The organism is Shimia sp. MMG029, from assembly GCF_027947445.1.
Classification (GTDB): domain Bacteria; phylum Pseudomonadota; class Alphaproteobacteria; order Rhodobacterales; family Rhodobacteraceae; genus Shimia.
On sequence record NZ_JAQJIM010000004.1, the window covers coordinates 150,558 to 172,006 of the forward strand.

The following is a 21,449-nucleotide window of genomic DNA, read 5'->3' on the forward strand; positions in this document are numbered from 1 at the left end:
CCACACCCCCGGGATATTTTGTGCAAGAGAAACCGCTTAAGCGCTTAAGCGGTTTCTTCTTCTAACATGGCTTTGAGCGCATCGCGGTAATTGGGATATTTGAGAGTGACGCCCAGCTCTTCTTTGATGCGTGTGTTGCGGACGCGTTTGCTGTCAGAATAGAAACTGCGCGCCATTGGGCTCATATCTGCGTCTTCGAAAGGAATTTCCGGAGGCGGTTCCATACCAAGCAGTTCAGCGGCATAGGCGAGAATGTCTTGCGGAGGCGCTGGGCTGTCATCACAAACATTGTAGATGCCGCCCGGTTTCGGCGCCAGCATCGAAGCCTCCAAGACGCGCGCGATGTCATCCACATGAGCGCGGGAAAACACCTGATTTTTCTTGATGATGCGGCGGGCCGTGCCGCGGCGCAATTTGGCAAAGGGGCCACGGCCGGGGCCATAAATCCCAGCAAGACGGAATATATGCAGGGGCACGTCGGCAAGAGCGGACCATTCGGCTTCTGCCTTGACCCTCATTTTGCCGCGCATGCCGCCGGGATCGAGCGGGGTTTCCTCATCCACCCAGCCCCCGTCCATATCGCCATAGACGCCTGTGGTGGACAGGTAGCCCACCCATTTAAGATTGGGCGCCGCAGCCACAAGAGTATCGCGGCCGGCGCGCAGCACCGGATCGCCCGCATCATCCGGGCGGATGGAGCTGAGGACATGGGTGACGCCCTGAAGCGCTTCGTCAAAATTGATGGGCCATTGCAGTGGCGTGACCCCTTGCGCGCGCAGGGTTTCGGCCTGATCCGGATCGCGATGGGTGCCGATGATGGTCCAGCCTTGAGGCAGCAAACGCTTTGCCAGTGCCTGGGCGGAATATCCGTGACCTAGGGAGAGGAGTGTTTTGCTCATGTGGACACACTGCCTCTCTCGGTGAGGAGGGACAAGAGGGCGGCGGTGATTTTGCACAAGAGAGGGAGATCAGCTCACGCAACTGTGCAAAATCGAGACGTTATCGTGGTTTTATGGCTGCGGGCACTGCGCCGTTCTCTGACTGTCACTTACCTTTCCAAACCGGATCCCGCTTTTCGGCAAATGCGCGTGCCCCCTCCATTTGGTCTTCGCTGTCATAAAGCACATCGACGCTGCGCAGCTGGCGTTGCGTGATGCGGTTCATGGCATCCTGAAACTTGGCATCTTCTGCGTCGCGCACAATCTCTTTGATCGCGGCGTAGACCAGCGGAGGGCCAGAGGCGAGCAAGCGGGCCTGCTCCCAGGCGCGTGACATGAGGGTTGCGGCAGGGACGATTTCATTCACGAGGCCCCACCGGTGGGCCTCTTCGGCATCAAACCAGCGACCGGTCAGCAAGAGTTCCATGGCGATGTGATACGGGATGCGTTTGGGCAGCTTGACAGAGGCTGCATCAGCCACTGTGCCAGACCTGATTTCCGGCAGCGCAAAAGAGGCATGATCGGCGGAGATGATGATGTCGGCTGAGAGCGCGAGTTCCAGTCCGCCGCCGCAGGCAATGCCGTTGACGGCGGCGATCACGGGCTTGTTCATATCGCGCAACTCCTGAAGGCCGCCAAAGCCGCCCTCGCCGTAATCGCCATCCACCGCATCGCCCTCTGCGGCGGCTTTCAGATCCCATCCGGGGCAGAAGAATTTCTCGCCGCCCCCGGTGAGGATGGCGACACGTAGCTCTGGATCATCGCGGAAGTCGCGAAACACCTCCCCCATGATCCGGCTGGTGGCGAGATCAATGGCGTTGGCTTTAGGCCGGTCCAAGGTGACTTCAAGAATGGCACCGTCGCGCCGGGTTTTTACAGGGCTGTCGGTCATGACATCTCCTTTCGAATCAACGCATCCGCCGCGACAGCGCGGGTTGGCGTGCAGATCAATGGATTGATTTCAACCTCTTCCAAGGTGGTTGAGTTGGCAAGCACATAGGCTTGAAGAGCCTCTGCAGCATCGAGAATGGCGTCTATGTTGGCAGCGTCACCGCCACGATAGCCGGTGAGCAATTTGGCCACTTTCAGACGCATTAGAGACTGATACAGGTGGCCGCGGTTTGCCGGCACGAGAAGCGAAATGCTGTCTTCCATCAGCTCGGTCAACACCCCACCTGCGGCCAGTGTCAGCACAAAGCCATGGGCAGGATCTCGGGTGATGCCCAGCAGAAGCTCAGCAATGCCGCCTTCAACCATCTCCTCTATCAGAAAGGTATCTGTAGGCATCTCTGCGGCAGCTGTGTCCAACTCTTCTGAAGTCAGGCGCAACTTCACTGCTCCCGCCTCTGTTTTGTGTGCGATGCCCTGGCCCTTGAGCACCAGAGGCGCGGTGAGTGTGGCGGCACATTGCGCAAGTGCGTCGTTGCGCGACGCGGTCTTGCTTACTGGAATGTCCATTCCATGCTGTGTTAGTGCGTGTTTCGCGGCGACTTCACTTAAGACTGTTGCGTTCTGAGGTGCGCCTGGCAGAACCAGCGGTGTGGCGTTCGGGGCGGAGATACTGGCGGCGGCATCTTTGGCGCACAAGGCCTCGCGCAGACCATAGAAAGGGACAACTTCACCTGAAATCAGGTCTTCAGCCACATCAGGAGGCATCAGTTCTGGCAGGGTCGCCACCACGGCTATGGGGCGACCGGTGGATTTGCGTGCACCAATGGCAGCGGCGGTCGCGCAGTCCCAATCTGTGCGGTTTTCATGCGGGTAGTCGACCACAGTGAAGGTCATGGCGATGTCGGGGGCCGTCATGGCGGACCAAGCTCGGGCCATCGCCGCTTCGTCGCGCCAGATATAGGTGTGGTAATCCAAGGGATTGGCAAGTGCGACCATGGGGCCAAGGACCTCCCGCAACTCTGCGGTTTGAGGCTCTGTTAAAGTGGGAAACTTCAGATCTGTCTGAAGCGCAGTGTCGGCCATAAGGCTGGCCTCGCCGCCTGAGCAACTGATCGATGCAATGTTGCAGCCTTCAGGCACGCCAACCATGTGAAGCAGTTTGAGGGTCTCCAGCAACAACGGTAATTCGGCGACGCGGGCAAAACCAAGCCGCGAGATCAATGCGCTTGCGCCTGCGTCGCTGCCAGCCAATGAGGCCGTATGAGAGACTGTTGCGGCCTGAGCCTCACCGCTGGCGCCAACTTTGAGGGCCACAACTGGCACACCCTTTGCATAGGCTTTGTGGGCAAACCGTTCCCACGCACGCAGATCTGTGAAGCCTTCAATATGAAGGCCAATGGCGGTAACACGCGGGTCATCTAAAAGCGCGGACGCGATTTCCGCCTGATTGAGTTGCGCCATGTTTCCGCAGGTGGCGACATAGGCGATTGGCAACCCACGGCGCTGGTTGGTGAGATTGATGGCGATATTTGAGCTTTGTGTGAGGATTGCCACGCCCTTGTCGACAGGGCGGCAACCGTGTTGGTCGGGCCAAAGCGCGGCACCATCCAATGCATTGATGAGCCCGTAGCAGTTGGGGCCGAGAATGGGCATATCGCCTGCGGCCGTGATCAGCGCATCCTGAAGGTTGGCTCCCGTGGCGTCCTCAGACGCGGCTTCGGAAAAGCCAGAGGCAAAGCAGACCGCGCCGCCTGCACCCAGCTTTGAGAGCGCGGCAACCGCTTGGATGGTGGCGTGGCGATTGATGCCAATGAAGGTTGCGTCAGGTGGTGCCGGGAGAGCGGTTATGTCTGTGTAGGCGGGTAGGCCCAACACAGTCTCGGCTTTGGGGTGGATCGGCCAGATGTCTCCGGAGAAGCCAATTTTCTCGCACTGGCGAATGACTTCAGCACACCATGTGCCGCCGCCGATCACGGCAATGGATTTCGGGTGGATCAGCCTTGAGAGATCGCGAGTCATGAGACCGCCCTCTCGCACTGACATTTGGCGCCTTCAGGAAACTTTGTGTCTAACGATCCGAGTGGCCAAGATCGCGGTCCGGTTCGATTATGTCGCGCAGGCGCTGTTTCAGCTCTTTGGCTTCGGGAAATCCGCCATCGCGTTTGCGATCCCACAGGAGTGTGCCGTCCACAGTGATCTTGAAGGTGCCGGGCACTTCGGCTGGTGCGATTGTCACTCCGCCGAGGGTGTCGCCAAAGGTTTGCAGGAGTTCCTGCGCCATCCATCCGGCGCGCAGAAGCCATTTGCACCCAACGCAATAGGTGATTGTTACAACCGGTTTCATCTGGCTTTCCCCTCGGATCTTTTCCGAGGTTGTGCCGCAGCTGGGCACGCAACACAACGCTTTCCATCATGCCCCCAGTGGCCGCAGAAGATCCCGGCTGATGATGTGGCGCTGGATTTCGCTGGTGCCATCCCAGATGCGTTCCACACGTGCGTCGCGCCAGAAACGCTCAATCGGGAAGTCGTCCATCAGACCCATGCCGCCAAAGATCTGAAGAGTGGTGTCGGTGACACGGGCAAGCGCCTCTGAGGCGTAGAGTTTGGCGGAGGCGATTTCGCGGTTGGAGGGCAGGTTGTTGTCCAGGCGCCAGGCGGCCGCGAGGGTGAGCCAGTCGGCAGCATCAATTTCGGTGATCATATCGGCGATTTGAAAGCCGACGCCTTGGAATTTACCGATGGGCTGGCCGAATTGTTTGCGCTCTGCGGCGTAGTTTAAGGCGTAGTCAAAACAGCGGCGCGCGCGGCCCACGGAGAAAGCGGCAACGGTGAGGCGGGTGGCGTAGAGCCATTCGTTCATCACAGCAAAACCGCCATCGACCTCGCCAAGCACCTGCGCATCGGGTAAGCGGCAGTCATCGAAGCTGAGGATGTAGTTTTTGTAGCCCTTGTGGCTAACGGAGTTGTAGCCATCGCGCACATCAAAGCCGGGAGTGCCGCGGTCCACAAGGAAGGTGGTGATGCGCTTTTTTGGGCCTTTGGGCGTGTCATCGACACCGGTGGCGATGAAGACGATGAAGAAATCCGCGTGTTCCGCACCGGATATGAAATGTTTGGAGCCGTTGATGACCCAATCCCCGCCGTCACGCTGGGCCTGACATTTCATGCCGCGCACATCAGAGCCTGCATCAGGCTCTGTCATGGCCAAAGCGTCCATTTTTTCGCCACGCACCGCAGGCAGCAGATAGCGTTCGCGCTGCTCTTCGTTGCAGGCCATCAGGATATTCTGGGGACGGCCAAAGAAATGGGTGAGTGCCATGGAACCACGCCCCAATTCGCGTTCGACCAAGGTGAAATCCAGATGAGACAGTCCGGCGCCTCCGACCTCTTCGGGGAAGTTGCAGGCGTAAAAGCCAAGGTCGATGCACTTCTGTTTGATCGCCTCGCCGAGCTCATGTGGCACCTGGCCTGTGCGTTCGACCTCTGCCTCATGGGGGTAGATCTCGTTTTCCACAAAGCTGCGGACGGTGGAGACAATCATCTCCTGTTCCTCGGTCAGGCCAAATTGCATGTGCAACGCTCCAATCCTGTTTCGCAGAAATCGTCCTTTGGCTTGACGGGCAACAATATGCAGAATTATCCCTTGATCATGCGAAATTGGGAAAATCATCACGCTGCAGCGCAGAAGGTTGGGGTTCTGCTGTTTGACGGGTTTTCAAATCACTGTCTTGCCAATGCGATTGAGCCTATGCGGGCGGCCAATATGCTTTCCGGCAAGGCGTTGTTTCGGTGGCAATTTCTTTCGTTGGAAGGGGGGGCGGTTGAGAGCTCTTCTGGCTTGTCCGTTGCGCCGCATGGGCGCTTGGCCGAGGCTGCAGGGGATATGTTGATTGTGATGCCCTCTTACGGGTTTCGCGATCTTGGTGGATGGGCCACGCAGGCAGCCTTGAGGGCGGCGGCCAAACGCTTTCCGGTCATCACGGCCATGGACACGGGCAGTTGGCTGTTGGCGGAGGCGGGGCTTCTGGAGGGGCGACGTGCCACGATCCATTGGGAGGAGCTGACGCCCTTTGCGGAGCGGTTTCCAGATGTGGTTGTGGTGCGCGAGCGGTTTGTGATTGACGGCAATCGCATCACCTGTTCGGGGGCGATGGCGGCGTTTGATCTGGTGTTGGATTTGATTGGGCAAGCGCATGGGCAAGCCTTGGCACTGGAGGTGGCGCAGCTTTTCATGACGCGGGATAGTGCGCGCTCTCATAGCGGGGGCGCAAGCCCGGCTGGGCGTTTGGTGAGTAGGGCGTTGGGGGTGATGCAGGAAAACCTTGAAATGCCGCTCAGCATTGGACAGGTGGCAGCGCGGGCTGGAGCCACACAGAAGACACTTGAGAGCCGGATGCGTGCAGAGTTGGGCGCGCCGCCGGTGGTTGTCTATCGGCGTTTTCGGCTGAATTTGGCTCGAAAGCTGGTGGTTGAGACAGACTTGAGCGTGGCAGAAATCGCGCTTCGGTCTGGCTATCAGAGCCCAGCGGCGATGACGCGGGTGTTCAAAGAGACCTTTGGGACCACCCCGCGTGCGTTGCGTCAGAGCGGCTGATTAGCGCGTGTACATCTGCTTCTTGTGGGCACGCGTGCGGCGGGTGCCTTCGGCGGAGCCGTCATGAAAGGTGCCGAACCACTTATCAAACGGGATCTCAGACGTGCCGTAGTTGCATTCAAAATAGCGGTGATGCAGCTGATGGAAGAAGTCTCCGGATTTGGCGACCTCGGCGTCTTTGGCAATCAGTTTTTCAAAGCCGCAATGGGAAAACACCGGGCTGATTTGCTGGAAGTAGCTGTGAAACAACAGGTGCAGCGGGCCTGATGGGATGATCAGGTGGATGAAATATGTGGTGAAATAGAGACTGTTTTCATACCAGTGATTGGAAATGCCGGACCATGGGCCAACGTTGACATTGCGGTGGTGCACCGCATGCACGTGTTTGTAGAGCTTTGGGTGATGCTCCAATCTGTGGACCCAATAAAAGTGCAGGCCCGACCACATGGGGATGAGCGCGAGCCAGAGCACAAAGAGCACGGGTGACTGGGCGAAGCTGAGGGTTGGGACCCATCCATTGGCTATGACCCAGAAAATCAGACACTGATACAGAGTGGCGACGGTCATGGCGCTGCCCAATGTCCACCAGATGTTGTCGAGTACCTGATTGTTGAAGGTGAAAGTGCCGTTTTTGTGGGTGAGGTCGCGCTTGTCGAATTTTTTGCGCATGCCCTGGCCTTTGCGCATGTAGAGCCACCAATGCAGCCCGCCCGCGACCAAGGTTTGCGGGACGACATTCATGAGCCAGACGGTGAGCACCCAAGACCAATGGAACTGTGCCATGTCTGCGAGCGGGGGCAGAACCAACACATAGATGAGCACTGCGATCAGGAAGGGCACCGTCAGCGCGGTGAGCATGAGCCATGCGCCGCGATACCATTGCAGGATGGCGCGCGGCTTGGGGGGCCATTCAAACAGCGGGTTCAGGCGCACCGGTTGTGGCGGGCGGTAGTGCCAGCGCTGGGCTTCATCATCATTGGCGTAGTCATGTGGCATGGCGCTGGCTCCCTTTGATCTTGGCGAGGTTCAGGTGGCGTAGGGATCGCCCTCGGCATCCAGAATGGCTTTGAGTTCCTGCAGATGGCGCACATCCTGCTCCGGGTAGGCTTCCAGTTCCTGTGCGGTTTTCTCGGCGATATCGTCTGACAGCACCCGCAAGGGCTGGCCGGTTTGCAGCGCGCGGATGTAGGTTTCGGCGGCGCGTTCAAAATAATAGAGCCTGTTAAAGGTGTCTGCGACCGTGTCGCCGATGACCAAGACGCCGTGGTTGCCCATGATCATGACCTTCTGTTTGGGATCAGTGAGCAAAGCGGCGCAACGAGCGCCTTCATCCTCAAAGGCCAAACCCCCATAGCCGTCATCGATCACATAGCGATTGAAGAAGGTGGCGCAGTTCTGGTCGATCGGGGGGAGGCGGGAGTCGGCCAAGCTTGCCAAGACGGTGGCAAAAATTGAATGCACATGCATCACGCAGCGCGCGTGCGGGCAGGCGCGGTGGATGCCGCCGTGCAGGCCCCAAGCAGTGGGGTCTGGCGCATCAGGGCCGGTCAATGCGTCAGGGTTATTGGCGTCGACTTCGATCAGATCACTGGCGTTGATCCGTGCAAAGTGGCGCTGGTTTGGGTTCATCAAAAACCGTGTGCCGTCCTCATTGATGGCGAGGCTGAAATGATTGGCGACGCCTTCGTGCATGTTGAGGCGGGCGGTCCAGCGGAAGGCGGCGGCGAGATCTACGCGCGCCTGCCAGTGTTCCATGTTGGGGCGAATGTTGGTGATGGCCATGATGTTTCTCTCCCTAAGATCACCTGAGCATGGCACAAATTTGCAGGTCTAAGACATTTGCGACGTCGCAAATGCACCTTGGGCGCAGGTAAATTGCGCGTGAGGGTTTCAAAATGTGCGAAAAACATCTTTTACAAAAGCTTCAAAACACAGCCGCTTGAACCTCCCGAAAACGCGTGGCACCTTGGGCCATGGAACATATGCAATTTCAAAGCTGGGCTGATGTGGCCCCACAGCTTGTCGCCGTCGCCGCAGGGCGTTCCCCTGCAGATCTCGTTATTCGCAAAGGCCAGTGGGTGAACGTACACACCCGTGAAGTGCTGCCGGATCATGACATTGCGGTCATTGTCGGGCGCATTGCCTATGTTGGGCCGGATGCCAGCCATTGTATCGGTGCAGATACAGAGATCATTGAAGCGGAAGGGCGTTTTATGATCCCGGGTCTGTGTGACGGGCATATGCACATTGAAAGCGGCATGCTGACCCCGGCGGAGTTTGCCCGAGCGGTGATTGGGCATGGCACCACAACGATGTTCACGGACCCCCATGAGATTGCCAATGTGCTGGGCCTTGAAGGTGTGAAAATGATGCATGATGAGGCGCTGATGCAGCCCATCAACATCTTCACGCAGATGCCAAGCTGTGCGCCCTCAGCTCCCGGCCTCGAGACCACGGGCTATGAGATTGGCCCCGATGATGTGGCGGCGGCAATGAGCTGGCCGGGGATCATTGGGCTTGGGGAGATGATGAACTTCCCCGGTGTGATCAACGGCAGTCAGCAAATGTTGGCGGAGATAGCAGCGACGCAAAAAGCGGGCAAGACCGTCGGTGGGCACTACGCCTCTCCCGATTTGGGAAAAGATTTTCATGCCTATGCAGCGGGTGGGCCAGCTGATGATCACGAGGGCACATGTGAGGCCGACGCGATTGCGCGGGTGCGTCAGGGCATGCGTATGATGATGCGTCTTGGCAGTGCATGGTATGATGTGGAAACGCAGATCACTGCGGTGACCGAGAAAGGGTTGGATCCACGCAGCTTCATCCTGTGCACCGATGATTGCCATTCCGGCACGTTGGTGAATGATGGGCACATGAACCGCGTGGTGCGCCATGCGGTTGACTGTGGATGCGATCCGATTGTGGCCTTGCAGATGGCCACAATCAACACTGCCACGCACTTTGGTTTGGAGCGCGATTTAGGCTCTATTACGCCCGGAAGACGGGCGGATGTGATCCTTACAAGTGATCTGAAGACGCTGCCGATTGAACATGTGATCGCGCGTGGCGTGACCGTGGCCAAGGCAGGTGAAGTGCTTGTGGATTGCCCGCATTATGATTGGCCAGTGCATGCGCGCCAGACGGTCAACCTTGGCCGTGCGCGGGTGGCGAAGGACTTTGAAGTTGGCGCTCCGGATGGCGCGACCCAAGTCACGGCCAATGTGATTGGCGTGATAGAGAACCAAGCCCCAACCAAGGCGTTGACTGCGGAGCTTTCCGTGGTTGACGGCGTGGTGGAAGGTGATGTGGCGCAGGATGTTTGCCAGATCGCTTTGGTGGAGCGCCACCGTGGCACCGGGGGCGTGACCAACGGGTTTGTGTCTGGCTTTGGATATCAGGGCAAAATGGCGATGGCCTCGACTGTGGCGCATGACAGTCATCATATGATCGTGGTCGGGACTGACCGGGAGATGATGGCGAAAGCGGCCAATCGCCTGGGCGAAGTTGGCGGTGGTGTGACCGTCTTCAAAGATGGTGAAGAGATCGCCTTGGTCGAGTTGCCCATCGCGGGCCTGATGTCAGATGCACCGGCGATCGACGTGGCTGCCAAGGCGCAGAACATGGTTGAGGCGATGGAGGCTTGCGGCTGCACGCTCAACAACGCTTATATGCAGCATTCGCTGTTGGCTCTGGTGGTGATCCCGGAACTCAGGATCTCCGATCTCGGGCTGGTGGATGTGACCAAATTTGAAATGACCGACGTGATTAAGGCTGCGCAATGACCCCACAGAGTATTCCTGTACATTCCCCCGCTGTTCCCGCACCTGAAATGTTCACGGATGCAAAAGCGGCTGTAGATCGTCTGGAGGAGCTTTACACGATTGCGACCACCTATCTGTGTGATCAGTTCCGGCGCGCACTGCGCAAAGGGCCGGACGGGCATCGCATTCGCGCGTTTTATCCGGAAATTCGTATTATCACGACGAGTTTTGCGCAGGTAGACAGCCGTTTGAGTTTTGGCCACGTGGCGGAGCCCGGCGTGCATGCGGCAACCATCACTCGACCGGATCTGTTTCGGCATTATCTGGAGCAGCAGATTGCTCTGCTTGTGGCCAATCATAAAGTGGGTGTGATGGTGGGAGTGTCGAGCACTCCCATTCCGGTGCATTTCGCGGTGGCGGCGCGCACAGATATGACCGTGCCACAGGAAGGCGCTGCGGATTTCACGCTGCGGGATATTTTCGACGTGCCTGATCTGTCGACCACCAATGATGACATTGTGAATGGCACGGCAACGCCTGACGAAAACGGTGTGGGGCCGCTGGCTCCGTTTACGGCGCAGCGCGTGGACTACTCGCTTGCGCGATTGAGCCACTATACGGCAACGGACCCTGAGCATTTTCAGAACCACGTGCTATTCACCAACTACCAGTTCTATGTGACCGAGTTCGAAGCCTATGCGCGCAGCATGCTCGCAGATGAAAAGAGCGGCTACACCAGCTTTGTCAGCACCGGAAATGTAGAGATTTCAGATGCGGAGACCCCAATTGCGCCGGTCGACAAGCAGCCGCAGATGCCAACCTACCACCTGAAGCGTGCGGATGGATCTGGCATCACGCTTGTGAACATTGGGGTAGGGCCATCAAATGCGAAGACCGCCACCGACCACATCGCCGTCTTGCGCCCGCATGCCTGGATCATGGTGGGTCATTGTGCGGGTCTGCGCAATTCCCAGAGCCTTGGGGATTTTGTGCTGGCGCATGCCTATCTGCGCGAAGATCACGTGCTGGATGACGACCTGCCGGTATGGGTGCCCATTCCGGCGCTGGCAGAAGTTCAGACGTCGTTGGAAGAGGCCGTAGTAAATGTCACGAAGCTCTCCGGATATGAGCTAAAACGCGTGATGCGGACTGGAACGGTGGCCACCATCGACAACCGCAACTGGGAGTTGCGAGAACATACAGGGCCTGTGCAAAGGCTGAGCCAAAGCCGTGCGATCGCGCTGGACATGGAAAGCGCAACAATTGCTGCGAACGGGTATCGTTTCCGCGTGCCATATGGGACATTGCTCTGTGTCAGCGACAAACCGCTGCACGGTGAACTTAAGCTTCCAGGAATGGCCAGCGACTTCTATAAGACGCAAGTGGCACGCCATTTGCTGATCGGAATTCGTGCGATGGAGCGATTGCGTGAAATGCCGCTTGAGCGTCTGCATTCGCGAAAATTGCGGTCTTTTGATGAGACGGCCTTTCTTTGACCCAACGGAAACTTGTGGAAAACCCATAAAAAACACGGTTTTTGGCATCACAATTTGTTGTGTTCACCCACCATATCCCGTTAAATGCCCGCCATGAGGCCCAACATTCGGGCAGACTAATGGAGACCTGAAATGGCAAAACCGATGACCAAGACCCAACTTGTTGCTGCTCTGGCCGAAGACATGGGTTCTGACAAGAAATCTGCAGGCGCAGCTCTGGAAGCTGTTTGCGCGCTGATCACCCGCGAAGTGTCCGCCGGTGGCGCAGTGACCCTGCCGGGTGTTGGCAAAATCTACTGCCGCGAGCGCCCAGAGCGCATGGTTCGCAACCCTGCAACTGGCGAGCAGATCAAAAAAGAAGCAGACAAGGTTGTGAAAATGACCATCGCCAAAGCGCTGAAAGACAGCGTGAACGGCTGATCGCTTTGATCATTGAATACGGAAAGGGTCGCTCTTGAGAGCGGCCCTTTTTGTTTGTGCAGCGCTATGCCGTCAAAGTTGCGCGCTGGGCGTAGATTGAGAGATGGCAATCTCTGCGTCGCTCATCTCTTCACCGATGCCTTCAAAGAGCGGCGTTGAGAGATAGCGCTCGCCGGTGTCTGGCAGCATGACGAGAATGTTTGCGCCTTCGGGGGCCTCCTTGGCGGCTTCGATGGCTGTTGCAAGTGTTGCGCCACCGGAGATCCCCGTGAAGATGCCTTCCTCGGCAGCGAGGCGTTTGGACCATGCGATCCCGTCTGGGCCGGCCACTTTGATCAGCTTGTCATAGCCGTTGTTGTCCAACGCTTCCTGAAGCACCCAGGGAATGAAGTCCGGGGTCCAGCCCTGAATGGGATGGGGCTCAAAGGACGGGTGGCTTTCGGTGGCCTGATGCGCATCATTGCGGGTGTTTACATAGCCTGAGTCCACCAGTGCAGCGTTGGTTGGCTCAGATAAGATGATCTGGGTCTTAGGGCTTTCGCGGCGCAGCACACGTGAAACACCTGCAACTGTGCCACCGGTGCCATAGCCCGTGACCCAATAGTCGAGCTGCTCACCTGCAAAATCATTGAGGATTTCGCGTGCCGTGGTGTTTTCATGCATGTCGGCATTGTCTGCCGTTTCAAACTGACTGGCCAGGAACCAGTTGTTTGCCTCTGCCAGCTCTTTGGCTTTGGTGTACATGCCAAAGCCCTTTTGCGCCTTGGGTGTCAGCACGACCTTGGCGCCCAGAAACCGCATCAAACGACGGCGCTCGACAGAGAAAGCTTCGGACATGGTGATCACAAGCGGGTAGCCTTTGGCGGCGCAGACCATGGCCAAACCAATGCCGGTGTTGCCTGATGTGGCTTCGACAACGGTTTGTCCCGGCGCCAGGCGTCCATCTTTTTCAGCGGCTTCAATGATGTTGAGCGCCAGGCGATCTTTTACAGAGCCACCAGGGTTTGCCGCTTCGAACTTTACAAACATGTTCACGTGTTTGGGTGCGATGCGATTCAGGCGCACAATGGGGGTGTCGCCAACAGTGTCCAGAATGCTGTCGTAGCGTTGTTTGCGGCCTTCTGTCTGTCTTGTCATGAGACTCTCCTCAAATTTGAGTGGTGCCAAAAAGGTAAGTGCTGGCCAATTGGTATGGTAGCGGCAACTGGCCGTCTTTCGAAATTAAGAACGGAGGATTGAGAGAGTGCCGGGGCCATGAGATCTGGTTCTGTGCTGGGCCAGTTGAAGCGGATCAGCGCTTTGAATTTATGATATTTCGAGAATGATTGGATTTGGCTGCGCTGTTGTTTGAGGGGGGACAAAATGTCGAAAGCACTTTGTAGTGTCGCGACATTTTGGGGGGATTGCCCGCTACGAGCAGAGCTGGGCGCATTTTGCTTTCGTATCTGCTTGCCAATCCCTAAAAGTACTTCAAACAACACTTTGACTTCAGTTGGATAGGCTGAGGGCCGTGTTGTGTGAAGGAGGCGGTTTCAGAAACTTCGAATGAACGACATTCTGGCGGGGTTGATCCATGCAGCCCATCTCATTTTTACTTTGGACGCGGATCTGATCGAGATTTCTGTTCGGTCGTTGCGTGTCACCCTGAGCGCCGTTGTGGTGTCGTCTCTCATCGGTTTGCCGTTGGGATGCTGGCTCGCGGTTCAGCGTTTTCGGTTTCGCCGTTTGGTGATCGCAACCCTGAACGCATTGATGGGGTTGCCGCCCGTTGTGGTGGGATTGATTGTCTATCTGTTGCTGTCCCGTTCAGGGCCGTTTGGCGTGTTCGGGCTGCTGTTTACACCGACCGCGATGATCATTGCGCAGGTCGTAATTCTGACACCTTTGATTGCGTCCATTTCTCATCAGGCGATCAGAGATCTGTGGGCTGAGTACCACGACCTGCTTATTTCCCTGAACACCACACGCAGGCAGCGCATACTGACTCTGCTATGGGATGGGCGGCGCGCCCTGCTGACGGCATCGCTTGCTGGATTTGGCCGTGGGATCGGCGAAGTCGGGGCGATCATGATCGTGGGTGGCAACATTGATCATGCGACCCGTGTCCTGACCACCGCGATCTCTCTGGAAACCGGCAAAGGGAACTTTTCTCTCGCATTGGCACTGGGGTTTGTTCTGATCGGATTGGCGGTCGCCGTGAATTTGATCATTCATAGCCTCTCTCGAACGGAGGTGAGCGGGCGATGGTAGATGCGATTTTGCCGCTGAGTGTTGAAAATGCACAGGTCCGGCGGCGCGGAAAGGTTCTTGTCGGGCCGATTACGACAACTGTGTCTGAGACAGGGTTGAGCATTGTGATGGGCCCAAATGGGGCGGGGAAAACCACATTGCTGCGTCTGCTTCACGGTATGGAGCGCATTGCTCCGGGGGGGGAATTGAACTGGCAGGTGCCGGAACCCAAAGCCCGTGGTCAGCAGGGATTTGTTTTTCAGGCGCCGATCATGATGCGACGGAGCGCTCTGGAGAATGTGGCGTATCCCTTGATCATACATGGCATGGCGCGCTCTGTGGCGCGCGACCGAGCGAAAGCGTGGCTTGCCCGAGTTGGATTGCAGGACAGCGCAGAGAAACGAGCGACGGTCTTGTCCGGAGGCGAGCGCCAGAAACTTGCCCTTGCCCGAGCCTTGATCCGGCAACCCCAAATCCTGTTTCTGGATGAACCCTGTGCGAACTTAGATGGGCGTGCAACGCGTGAATTTGAGGCGTTGTTGCTGGAAATCCATCAAGAGGGCACGCGGATTGTGATGTCGACCCATGACATCGGTCAAGCGCGCCGGCTGGCGCAGGATGTCTGGTTTATTCATCATGGCCAGATCCTGGAAAAGACCCCTGCAGAAACCTTTTTTGAACATCCTGAATCCATGGAAGCGCGCGCATTCCTCCAAGGAGACATTATCGAATGAAACTCAGATCAATCTTTGCGATCGCCCTATGGGCCGCGGGCAGCGTTGCTGCACAGGCAGAGAGCCTGAAAGTGGCTGTCACGACATCGTTCCACAATTCCGGCCTCTCTGAGGTGTTGTTGCCGGAAATAAAAAAGGACACAGGGATCGAAGTGCAGCTCTTGGTGGTTGGCACAGGTCAGGCTTTGCGGCTTGGCGAAGCGGGGGATGTGGATGCCATTTTGGTACATTCCAAAGCCGCTGAAGAGAAATTTGTGCTTGATGGCTATGGGGTTCACCGACGCGAAATCATGTTTAATGATTTTGTTCTTGTCGGGCCTTCTCAAGATCCAGCGGCCATCGCAGAGGCGGGATCTGCGGCTGACGCGCTTGCCCGCATTGCCGAGGGCGCGTTCCCATTTGTAAGCCGTGGCGACGACAGTGGCACCCACAAGAAAGAGCTGTCTTTGTGGACAGAAGCGGGCATCACTGGCGAAGAGCGCGCTGTTGACTGGTATAAAGAAGCCGGCGCGGGCATGGGGGCGTCACTCAACACGGCGTCGGGCCTGAATGCTTACATCATGTCGGATCGGGCGAGCTGGCTAAAGTTTGGCAACAAGGGCGATCTGGAGATGCTTTTTGCGGGCGATCCTGCGCTGTTCAATCAATATGCGTATCTTCCAGTGAACCCTGAAAAACATCCGCATGTGAAGGCCAAAACAGCGATGAAGTTGGAAGACTGGCTGGTCAGTGATCGCGCCCGTGACTTGATTGACGGCTATGTGCTGGAAGGAGGACGGCTGTTTGTGTTCAACGCAAAACGTTGAGACAGCCGCAGCTTATTCTTCTGGCACCGAATGAATCGCAAATTGCTCCAGCTCGGCATCGGCTGGGGCAATCGAGCGAAATTGCTCCCGCACGCCCGCGTCTGTTAATTCGCGCACCACTGTGAGCAGCGTGTTGGGGGCATGATCGGCGCACAGGTCAGCCATGTGCGCCAGCTCCTCAGCGGCCACAGGCCGGGCAGCTTCCAGAGACGGGGCGCCATAGATTTCGACAAAATGCTGTGCAAGGGCGTCTGTCAGGGCTTCGAGTTCGGCGGGTTCGATCGCTGTCACGGCCACAAAGGTCACGCGCCCGAAGGTTTCCACGCCCAGCCAGCCATTGGTGAATGATTGCCGCGCCTTGCCGGTGAGATCTGCGTCCGACCAATTAGAGAACTCAAAGCCACCGCTGATGGCCCATTCTCCCGTGCGCGCTGGGCTGTGATAGACCCTCTGGTCGCTTTCATCAAAGTGGATGGCACGTGCGAGCAGCATCAAGTGTTTCCTTCTAAAAGGGTTGTGAGGGGGAGCAGGCGGGTGTCTTGATCGCTGCGCAGCATGGCGCCGAAGCGCTCGTCGGTGCCGACGAAAGTGCCTGTTTCCAGGGTGTCGCCGATCGTCCAGTGCACTTCTTCGCCGAGATTGTGGGCCAGGCCGCGCCATTCGCCATTGAGGACTGCGAGGCCATCGTCTTCCATACGGTTGATCCAGACAAGAGAATGACGGACCCAGGCGCTGAGCAGATCTTCGGGAGGGATGTCGACACAGCCTTCCTCGTAGAGGGCTGTTTGATCAGGTGTGTCCCCCGGCGTGTCTGCGTTGGCCGGGATCAGCGGCAGTTCGAGGCCGACCACAATCCAGTCGGGTATGGCATTGGTATCTTCTGTTGAGGCCGCCACACGCAGTTGACCGCAACGTGCACCATTGACCAAAATGCCACCCGGCCATTCCAAATGTACAGCGACCTCGGGCGGGGCCAGGGCACCAAGCGCATTTTGAAAGCCTATCGCACAGCTGATCAGCACGGGCATGGCTTCGCTCAAGGTGACTTCAGGGGCAAAGACAATTGCTGCGCGCAGCTGGTCGGCGGCGAGATTATAGACCACCAACCCTGCGTCACAGCCCAGGATGGCCTGTGTCTGCGCCTTGGCAAAGGGATCCGCCGCACCCGAAAGCGCGAGGCCTTCAAAGAGCGGCGGGAATTGCGGTGCTGCCCTCATGCGGTGCCATCCGCAATCAGTTGACGCGCCAGTTTGCGGAAGACCTGTGCTTGCGTTGAGTCCGGCTTGGAGACAACAATCGGTGCCCCGCCATCCGCGGCCAGACGGATATCCATCGCCAGAGGAATTTCTGCCAGCAGCGGCACGTTCAGCTTTTCAGCCTCCGCCGCGACGCCACCATGGCCAAAGACGTGTTCCTCGTGCCCGCAATTGGAGCAGATATGGGTACTCATGTTTTCGATCATGCCCACGATGGGCGTGCCGAGTTTTTCAAACATGTTGATGCCTTTGCGGGCATCTAAAAGCGCGATGTCCTGCGGGGTGGAGACCACGAGCGCGCCTGTGAGCTCTGCTTTTTGCGCCAGTGTCATCTGCACATCGCCGGTGCCGGGTGGCAGATCGACGATCAGCACATCGAGCGCACCCCATTGCACCTGATTGAGCATCTGTTGCAGGGCGCCCATCAGCATGGGGCCACGCCAGACCACAGCTTCTTCTTCGCGGGTCATGAGGCCGATCGACATCATGGTCACGCCGTGGTTGCGCATGGGGAGAATGGTTTTGCCATCTGGGCTTGCTGGGCGACCAGAGACGCCAAGCATGCGGGGCTGTGAGGGGCCGTAGACATCGGCATCCAGTAGGCCAACACGCCGCCCCTCGGCGGCCAAAGCGGTGGCGAGATTCGCTGAAACCGTGGATTTGCCAACGCCACCTTTGCCTGAGGCGACGGCCAGAATGCGGTCGATGCCAGGAATTTTTTGCGGGCCTTGGGGCTGGCTGGGACGGGAGGGTTTGAGATCGGGTGGCGGCGATTTCGCCTCATGCGCGGTCATGACAATGGCCACTTTGGTGACCCCTTCAAGCGCGTTCAGGCGGCTCTCGATATCGGCCTTGATTGGCTGCATCGCCTGTGCGCGGGCTGGATCGATTTCCATCACAAACCGCACCTCGCCATTGTCCACAGAAAGCGCGCGCACCATGCCCGAGGCCACCAGATCGCTGCCAGAAGCAGGGTCAGTGAAGTCTTTGAGAATATTTAGAATGTCGTCGCGGTTAGGCATTCATTCACGTCCTTTGATTTCGCCGGTGACCACATGCTCCATCTCCACACCATCGATGGTGAGCACCATCTTGGCATTGAAGGTCTTTCCTGCGGTGGCCTCTGCCCCCGCCGCGCGCATGGCTTCCTCGATGGCCTGCTGGCTTGTCACGCCAACCTGCTTGAGGAACTTGCGCATACTCATGTTGAAATCGTCGCTCATTGCGGTGTCCTTTGCTAAAACGCGCGTCTTGGGTGCGCGTGTTGACGTGGGCTGTGGGCCGCGCCTAGGTTTGCTACATGGTGATATCTCGGATGGCACGATGGGTTTTGGCAATGGCGATCAGCATCGCCGCCATGGCTGGTGCCGCTTTGGCGCAGGGGAAAACCACCACGCTTTATGTTGCGCCCGACCTCATCGAAACTGGTGTGATCAAATTTATGATGCCACGGTTCATGCTTAAGCATGGGGTGCGGGTCACACTGGTGGAGGAGGCCAGCGCGGGCGCTGCGGCGCTGGTCGCAGATGGGCAACGCGCGGTTTTTTCCAAAGATGGCGTGACCTATGGGTTGACCGTTTCCAACGCAGATGACGTGCATATGGCCACCTTTGCCAAATGGCTGACCGGAAAGGTCGGTCAGCGCACGGTGCTGACGTACAAACGCGATGGCGCAGAGATTTTTGCGCCCCCGGTTGTCACAGAAGCTGCGGTTGAGGCAACGGTGTTTGACGGAGACGCCACGCGCGGGGCGGATCTGGCGCTCACGGCCTGTGGTCGTTGCCATGTCGTAGGTGACGCCAACCGGATGTCGGGCATTGGCTCCACCCCCAGTTTCGCTGTACTGCGCAGCCTGGCGGATTGGGAGGAGCGCTTTGCGGCGTTCTATGCGTTGAACCCACATCCGGCATTCACGGTGATCCCGGATTTGACCGAGCCGTTTGACGAAACCCGACCGTCGCCCATCAGCCCGGTCACTCTCAGCCTTGAGGAGCTGGAGAACATCCTGGCTTATGCCGCGACGGTGGTTCCGGCAGATCTGGGCAAGCCGATTGCTCATCAGTGATCCCGGCGCTTGCTGAAGTAATCCTCAGATGTGCGCACGCGTGGACGATCTGAGGCGGCAAAAGGATTGCTGGGTTGGTGGAACTGCGCGTTCACACGGCAATCATCACACATCTGGATCATCCGCGCTGCATCTGAGGTGGCGAACATTGCGTGTTTGCCCGCGAGTTTGTCCATGATGCGTTCGATGGTGGATTTCACCCCAAATGGTGTGCCGCATTCCACGCATTCAAAGGGCTCTTCTTCATGCACAACTTGTTGGGTGAGCGCGGCATCTGAGGTGTCGAACTGGGGCACCAGAAAGATCGCGTTTTCCGGGCAGACGTTGGCGCAGAGACCGCATTGCAGGCAGGCGTCTTCCTGAAAGCGCAGCTGCGGCTTGTCGGGGTTGTCCCCCAGTGCGCCCGCCGGGCAGAGCGACGCGCAGGACAGGCACAAAGTACAGGCGCCCTTGTCTACAAGTACGGCACCGTATGGTGCGTGTTCCGGCAGCGTGATCGGGGCGTCGAGCGCTGGCTGTAGCGCCTTTGCAGCCAATCGAGTGACTTGCCGGCGATTGCCAAGAGGCAGTATCGGAGTTTCCACCTCCATAGCTGGTGAGGCGCTATAGAGCATATCGCAGAGCGCGGTTGGCTCCTGTGGCTCCAGCAGGCGGAGGACACCAGATTTGCCGCAGAGAGCCTGCGCCAGAGAAAGTTCCGTACCGAGTGCGCTGCGGTCTGTTGTTGGAGACGCCAGAATGTCCACGCTTGCAAAGCCAGAGGCGAGGCTGGCGAGCATTTCGGCATGGCCAAAGCCGCTGACGCGTTCAAGGTCCATCGGGATAACATCCGCAGGCAGGCCGCGATCAAATCGTGCGGCAAGCGCGATCATCTCTGCGCCAAAGCTGCGGTCATGTACCAGAAGGCGCGGCGCGGAGCCGCCCGCACTGCGGTAGGCCTCCGCCAGGGCGTTGATGCGGGCAAAGAGCGCGCTGGTCGGCGGATCATCATAGGTGATCGCGCCAGAGGGGCAGAGCGCCGCGCAGGCACCGCATCCGGCGCAGATGTTCGGATCGATATCCACATGATCGCCCGCAGGGTGGATCGCAGAGGTCGGGCACGCGTCCAGACATTTGGTGCAAGCCGTTTGTTCCGCACGTGAGTGCGCACACAGGTTCGGCTCAAGTGCCAGATAGAGCGGTTTCTCGAAGGTTCCGACCAGATGGGAGGCTTCGAGGATGGCGGCGTGCACGGCGGGCAGGCTGTTTGGATCGGCGCTCAGGTAGCCTTCGCGTTTTTCCGGGGCAGGCACCAATGCCGGTTCTCCGCGCAGATCAAGGATGATGTCGCAGGTGGTTTGTGCGCCGTCACGCGCTTCGCCGAATTTCAATGCGCCGCGTCCGCCGGGTTCGAGTTGTTGTAGTGCGTCGATGCGAACCTCGAACTGACCGAGGGCGCCGGAAACACGCTTGATGCGGCCTGCGATCACGTCGCAACTGCGATCCAAAGGCGTGTCGCTGCCGCTGGGGACCAGCACGGTGACGCTGAGAAACTCTGTGAGTTGGCGGGCCGCTGCCATGGCGACATCTGGCGCGCCCAAGATCAGGCACTGGCCTTCCGATGTGATGTCGTAGGTTTTTGTCTCCGGGGATGGGCGCAGCGCATCTGCGAGCAAGGCAGCCATTTTGGGCATCGTTTGATCGGTCTGATCTGACCATCCTGCCCGGTCGCGGAGGTCCACACACAGGGGCGGCTCGAGGCCAAGGTCGTCGGCAAGTTCGACGAAGAAGTCTTGCTCTTGCTGGCAAGCGACGATGGCGTTTTCGCCTCCGCCGGTTGCTTGTAACAACTCTGCGGCCTGGGGGGCTTGCGTGGTGCAAAGGCCGCTGTGAACTTTTGAACATGTCACTCCGGTTGAGGCAGACAAAGGCGCGCCTTCCAGTGCAAAGCTGTTCGAACAATTACACAATATCAAAGTCTTGGACATGTCTTCCTCCCGTATTCGACGCTGGGTGTCTCGCCGAACGCTTCAAAGAAATGCATGAATCTCTGGTGCCGTAAAGCCTTACAAACATGACAAAAATCGTCGGGTAGAGGCTTGCAAGACCAAGTGATTCTATAGGTCTTTGAGGGCGTATGGACAATCTGACCACGCTTTACCCTGGGGCAGCGCGCGCGGGATCAAAATGTCCAGTTTCGACCGACAATGAGCCGGAATTTACGTTTTCCTTTTGTGATTTCACATCGGCAGGGGATCATAGGGATGCGCCGAAAAAAAT

The 21,449-nt window shown here is 57.9% G+C and carries 21 protein-coding genes; 8 read left to right on the forward strand and 13 right to left on the reverse strand.

Translation table 11 applies throughout. The annotated features are described in order from the left end of the window. Positions 1 to 44: 44 nt before the first annotated feature. From PJL69_RS11975 to PJL69_RS11995, 5 genes are all read right to left on the reverse strand, one after another. A complete protein-coding gene (locus PJL69_RS11975; RefSeq protein ID WP_271309849.1) occupies positions 45 to 899 on the reverse strand; it encodes an SDR family oxidoreductase in 855 nt (284 codons plus the stop codon). Positions 900 to 1,044: 145 nt separating this feature from the next. Beyond that, on the reverse strand, positions 1,045 to 1,830 hold the full coding sequence (locus tag PJL69_RS11980; protein WP_271309850.1) for a carnitinyl-CoA dehydratase: 786 nt from the start codon (positions 1,828 to 1,830) through the stop codon (positions 1,045 to 1,047). Then, the gene (locus tag PJL69_RS11985; RefSeq protein WP_271309851.1) at positions 1,827 to 3,848 is read right to left on the reverse strand and encodes an acetate--CoA ligase family protein; all 2,022 of its coding nucleotides are present in this window, start codon (positions 3,846 to 3,848) and stop codon (positions 1,827 to 1,829) included. Before PJL69_RS11985 ends, PJL69_RS11980 begins: the two co-directional genes overlap by 4 nt. A 49-nt stretch (positions 3,849 to 3,897) precedes the next feature. Beyond that, positions 3,898 to 4,173 carry a SelT/SelW/SelH family protein gene (locus PJL69_RS11990; protein WP_271309852.1) on the reverse strand — a complete coding sequence of 92 codons (276 nt, stop codon included), beginning with the start codon at positions 4,171 to 4,173 and terminating at the stop codon, positions 3,898 to 3,900. Positions 4,174 to 4,239: 66 nt separating this feature from the next. Further along, positions 4,240 to 5,400 (reverse strand): acyl-CoA dehydrogenase family protein, encoded by a 1,161-nt coding sequence (locus PJL69_RS11995; RefSeq protein ID WP_271309853.1) that lies wholly within the window; start codon positions 5,398 to 5,400, stop codon positions 4,240 to 4,242. Positions 5,401 to 5,457: 57 nt separating this feature from the next. Here PJL69_RS11995 and PJL69_RS12000 point away from each other — a divergent pair, with 57 nt between their 5' ends. After that, positions 5,458 to 6,423 (forward strand): GlxA family transcriptional regulator, encoded by a 966-nt coding sequence (locus PJL69_RS12000; RefSeq protein WP_271309854.1) that lies wholly within the window; start codon positions 5,458 to 5,460, stop codon positions 6,421 to 6,423. Here PJL69_RS12000 and PJL69_RS12005 read toward each other — a convergent pair whose 3' ends face one another. Both PJL69_RS12005 and PJL69_RS12010 read right to left on the reverse strand, forming a co-directional pair. Next, the gene (locus PJL69_RS12005; protein ID WP_271309855.1) at positions 6,424 to 7,419 is read right to left on the reverse strand and encodes a sterol desaturase family protein; all 996 of its coding nucleotides are present in this window, start codon (positions 7,417 to 7,419) and stop codon (positions 6,424 to 6,426) included. Positions 7,420 to 7,449: 30 nt separating this feature from the next. Further along, the gene (locus PJL69_RS12010; protein WP_209097891.1) at positions 7,450 to 8,205 is read right to left on the reverse strand and encodes a class II aldolase and adducin N-terminal domain-containing protein; all 756 of its coding nucleotides are present in this window, start codon (positions 8,203 to 8,205) and stop codon (positions 7,450 to 7,452) included. A 191-nt stretch (positions 8,206 to 8,396) separates the two neighbouring features. Here PJL69_RS12010 and ade point away from each other — a divergent pair, with 191 nt between their 5' ends. From ade to PJL69_RS12025, 3 genes are all read left to right on the forward strand, one after another. Continuing rightward, the gene (gene ade / locus PJL69_RS12015; protein ID WP_271309856.1) at positions 8,397 to 10,205 is read left to right on the forward strand and encodes an adenine deaminase; all 1,809 of its coding nucleotides are present in this window, start codon (positions 8,397 to 8,399) and stop codon (positions 10,203 to 10,205) included. After that, positions 10,202 to 11,680, forward strand: coding sequence for an AMP nucleosidase (locus PJL69_RS12020; protein ID WP_271309857.1), 1,479 nt, complete (start codon positions 10,202 to 10,204; stop codon positions 11,678 to 11,680). The genes ade and PJL69_RS12020 overlap by 4 nt, the downstream gene beginning before the upstream one ends. Positions 11,681 to 11,812: 132 nt before the next feature. Further along, positions 11,813 to 12,100, forward strand: a complete 288-nt coding sequence (locus tag PJL69_RS12025; RefSeq protein ID WP_209058508.1) for an HU family DNA-binding protein — start codon at positions 11,813 to 11,815, stop codon at positions 12,098 to 12,100. Positions 12,101 to 12,172: 72 nt separating this feature from the next. On the opposite strand, the gene PJL69_RS12030 is transcribed toward PJL69_RS12025, so the two are convergent. Continuing rightward, the gene (locus PJL69_RS12030; protein ID WP_271309858.1) at positions 12,173 to 13,237 is read right to left on the reverse strand and encodes a PLP-dependent cysteine synthase family protein; all 1,065 of its coding nucleotides are present in this window, start codon (positions 13,235 to 13,237) and stop codon (positions 12,173 to 12,175) included. Between the two features lie 408 nt (positions 13,238 to 13,645). On the opposite strand from PJL69_RS12030, the gene PJL69_RS12035 reads away from it, so the two are divergent. The 3 genes from PJL69_RS12035 to PJL69_RS12045 are packed head-to-tail and all read left to right on the forward strand — an operon-like array spanning position 13,646 to position 15,869. Beyond that, on the forward strand, positions 13,646 to 14,350 hold the full coding sequence (locus PJL69_RS12035; protein ID WP_209097895.1) for an ABC transporter permease: 705 nt from the start codon (positions 13,646 to 13,648) through the stop codon (positions 14,348 to 14,350). Beyond that, on the forward strand, positions 14,344 to 15,063 hold the full coding sequence (locus tag PJL69_RS12040; protein ID WP_271309859.1) for an ATP-binding cassette domain-containing protein: 720 nt from the start codon (positions 14,344 to 14,346) through the stop codon (positions 15,061 to 15,063). Before PJL69_RS12035 ends, PJL69_RS12040 begins: the two co-directional genes overlap by 7 nt. Then, positions 15,060 to 15,869 carry a substrate-binding domain-containing protein gene (locus tag PJL69_RS12045; protein WP_271309860.1) on the forward strand — a complete coding sequence of 270 codons (810 nt, stop codon included), beginning with the start codon at positions 15,060 to 15,062 and terminating at the stop codon, positions 15,867 to 15,869. Before PJL69_RS12040 ends, PJL69_RS12045 begins: the two co-directional genes overlap by 4 nt. Before the next feature lie 12 nt (positions 15,870 to 15,881). On the opposite strand, the gene PJL69_RS12050 is transcribed toward PJL69_RS12045, so the two are convergent. Genes PJL69_RS12050 through PJL69_RS12065 form a run of 4 tightly spaced genes read right to left on the reverse strand, consistent with a single transcriptional unit; the run spans position 15,882 to position 18,348 of the window. Beyond that, complete coding sequence (locus PJL69_RS12050) at positions 15,882 to 16,361, reverse strand: DUF6505 family protein (protein WP_271309861.1); 480 nt, start codon at positions 16,359 to 16,361, stop codon at positions 15,882 to 15,884. Continuing rightward, complete coding sequence (locus tag PJL69_RS12055; protein ID WP_271309862.1) at positions 16,361 to 17,086, reverse strand: biotin/lipoate--protein ligase family protein; 726 nt, start codon at positions 17,084 to 17,086, stop codon at positions 16,361 to 16,363. Before PJL69_RS12055 ends, PJL69_RS12050 begins: the two co-directional genes overlap by 1 nt. Next, positions 17,083 to 18,147: an iron-sulfur cluster carrier protein ApbC gene (gene apbC / locus PJL69_RS12060; RefSeq protein WP_271309863.1), complete on the reverse strand. Its 1,065-nt coding sequence runs from the start codon at positions 18,145 to 18,147 to the stop codon at positions 17,083 to 17,085. The genes PJL69_RS12055 and apbC overlap by 4 nt, the downstream gene beginning before the upstream one ends. Then, positions 18,148 to 18,348, reverse strand: coding sequence for a DUF6494 family protein (locus tag PJL69_RS12065; RefSeq protein WP_209097901.1), 201 nt, complete (start codon positions 18,346 to 18,348; stop codon positions 18,148 to 18,150). Between the two features lie 92 nt (positions 18,349 to 18,440). Here PJL69_RS12065 and PJL69_RS12070 point away from each other — a divergent pair, with 92 nt between their 5' ends. Continuing rightward, a complete protein-coding gene (locus PJL69_RS12070) occupies positions 18,441 to 19,190 on the forward strand; it encodes a hypothetical protein (RefSeq protein ID WP_271309864.1) in 750 nt (249 codons plus the stop codon). On the opposite strand, the gene PJL69_RS12075 is transcribed toward PJL69_RS12070, so the two are convergent. After that, positions 19,184 to 21,157 carry a 4Fe-4S binding protein gene (locus PJL69_RS12075; RefSeq protein WP_271309865.1) on the reverse strand — a complete coding sequence of 658 codons (1,974 nt, stop codon included), beginning with the start codon at positions 21,155 to 21,157 and terminating at the stop codon, positions 19,184 to 19,186. The genes PJL69_RS12070 and PJL69_RS12075 overlap by 7 nt on opposite strands. Positions 21,158 to 21,449 lie beyond the last annotated feature (292 nt).

Coding starts and splice junctions, on each gene's coding strand:
- PJL69_RS12075 (WP_271309865.1), bottom strand. CDS start 21,157: ATGTCCAAGACTTTGATATTGTGTAATTGTTCGAACAGCTTTGCACTG.
- PJL69_RS11980 (WP_271309850.1), bottom strand. CDS start 1,830: ATGACCGACAGCCCTGTAAAAACCCGGCGCGACGGTGCCATTCTTGAA.
- apbC (WP_271309863.1), bottom strand. CDS start 18,147: ATGCCTAACCGCGACGACATTCTAAATATTCTCAAAGACTTCACTGAC.
- PJL69_RS12055 (WP_271309862.1), bottom strand. CDS start 17,086: ATGAGGGCAGCACCGCAATTCCCGCCGCTCTTTGAAGGCCTCGCGCTT.
- PJL69_RS11990 (WP_271309852.1), bottom strand. CDS start 4,173: ATGAAACCGGTTGTAACAATCACCTATTGCGTTGGGTGCAAATGGCTT.
- PJL69_RS12040 (WP_271309859.1), top strand. CDS start 14,344: ATGGTAGATGCGATTTTGCCGCTGAGTGTTGAAAATGCACAGGTCCGG.
- PJL69_RS12050 (WP_271309861.1), bottom strand. CDS start 16,361: ATGCTGCTCGCACGTGCCATCCACTTTGATGAAAGCGACCAGAGGGTC.
- PJL69_RS12000 (WP_271309854.1), top strand. CDS start 5,458: ATGCAGAATTATCCCTTGATCATGCGAAATTGGGAAAATCATCACGCT.
- PJL69_RS11975 (WP_271309849.1), bottom strand. CDS start 899: ATGAGCAAAACACTCCTCTCCCTAGGTCACGGATATTCCGCCCAGGCA.
- PJL69_RS12035 (WP_209097895.1), top strand. CDS start 13,646: ATGAACGACATTCTGGCGGGGTTGATCCATGCAGCCCATCTCATTTTT.
- PJL69_RS12010 (WP_209097891.1), bottom strand. CDS start 8,205: ATGGCCATCACCAACATTCGCCCCAACATGGAACACTGGCAGGCGCGC.
- PJL69_RS12030 (WP_271309858.1), bottom strand. CDS start 13,237: ATGACAAGACAGACAGAAGGCCGCAAACAACGCTACGACAGCATTCTG.
- PJL69_RS11995 (WP_271309853.1), bottom strand. CDS start 5,400: ATGCAATTTGGCCTGACCGAGGAACAGGAGATGATTGTCTCCACCGTC.
- ade (WP_271309856.1), top strand. CDS start 8,397: ATGGAACATATGCAATTTCAAAGCTGGGCTGATGTGGCCCCACAGCTT.
- PJL69_RS12070 (WP_271309864.1), top strand. CDS start 18,441: ATGGCACGATGGGTTTTGGCAATGGCGATCAGCATCGCCGCCATGGCT.
- PJL69_RS12065 (WP_209097901.1), bottom strand. CDS start 18,348: ATGAGCGACGATTTCAACATGAGTATGCGCAAGTTCCTCAAGCAGGTT.
- PJL69_RS12020 (WP_271309857.1), top strand. CDS start 10,202: ATGACCCCACAGAGTATTCCTGTACATTCCCCCGCTGTTCCCGCACCT.
- PJL69_RS12025 (WP_209058508.1), top strand. CDS start 11,813: ATGGCAAAACCGATGACCAAGACCCAACTTGTTGCTGCTCTGGCCGAA.
- PJL69_RS12045 (WP_271309860.1), top strand. CDS start 15,060: ATGAAACTCAGATCAATCTTTGCGATCGCCCTATGGGCCGCGGGCAGC.
- PJL69_RS12005 (WP_271309855.1), bottom strand. CDS start 7,419: ATGCCACATGACTACGCCAATGATGATGAAGCCCAGCGCTGGCACTAC.
- PJL69_RS11985 (WP_271309851.1), bottom strand. CDS start 3,848: ATGACTCGCGATCTCTCAAGGCTGATCCACCCGAAATCCATTGCCGTG.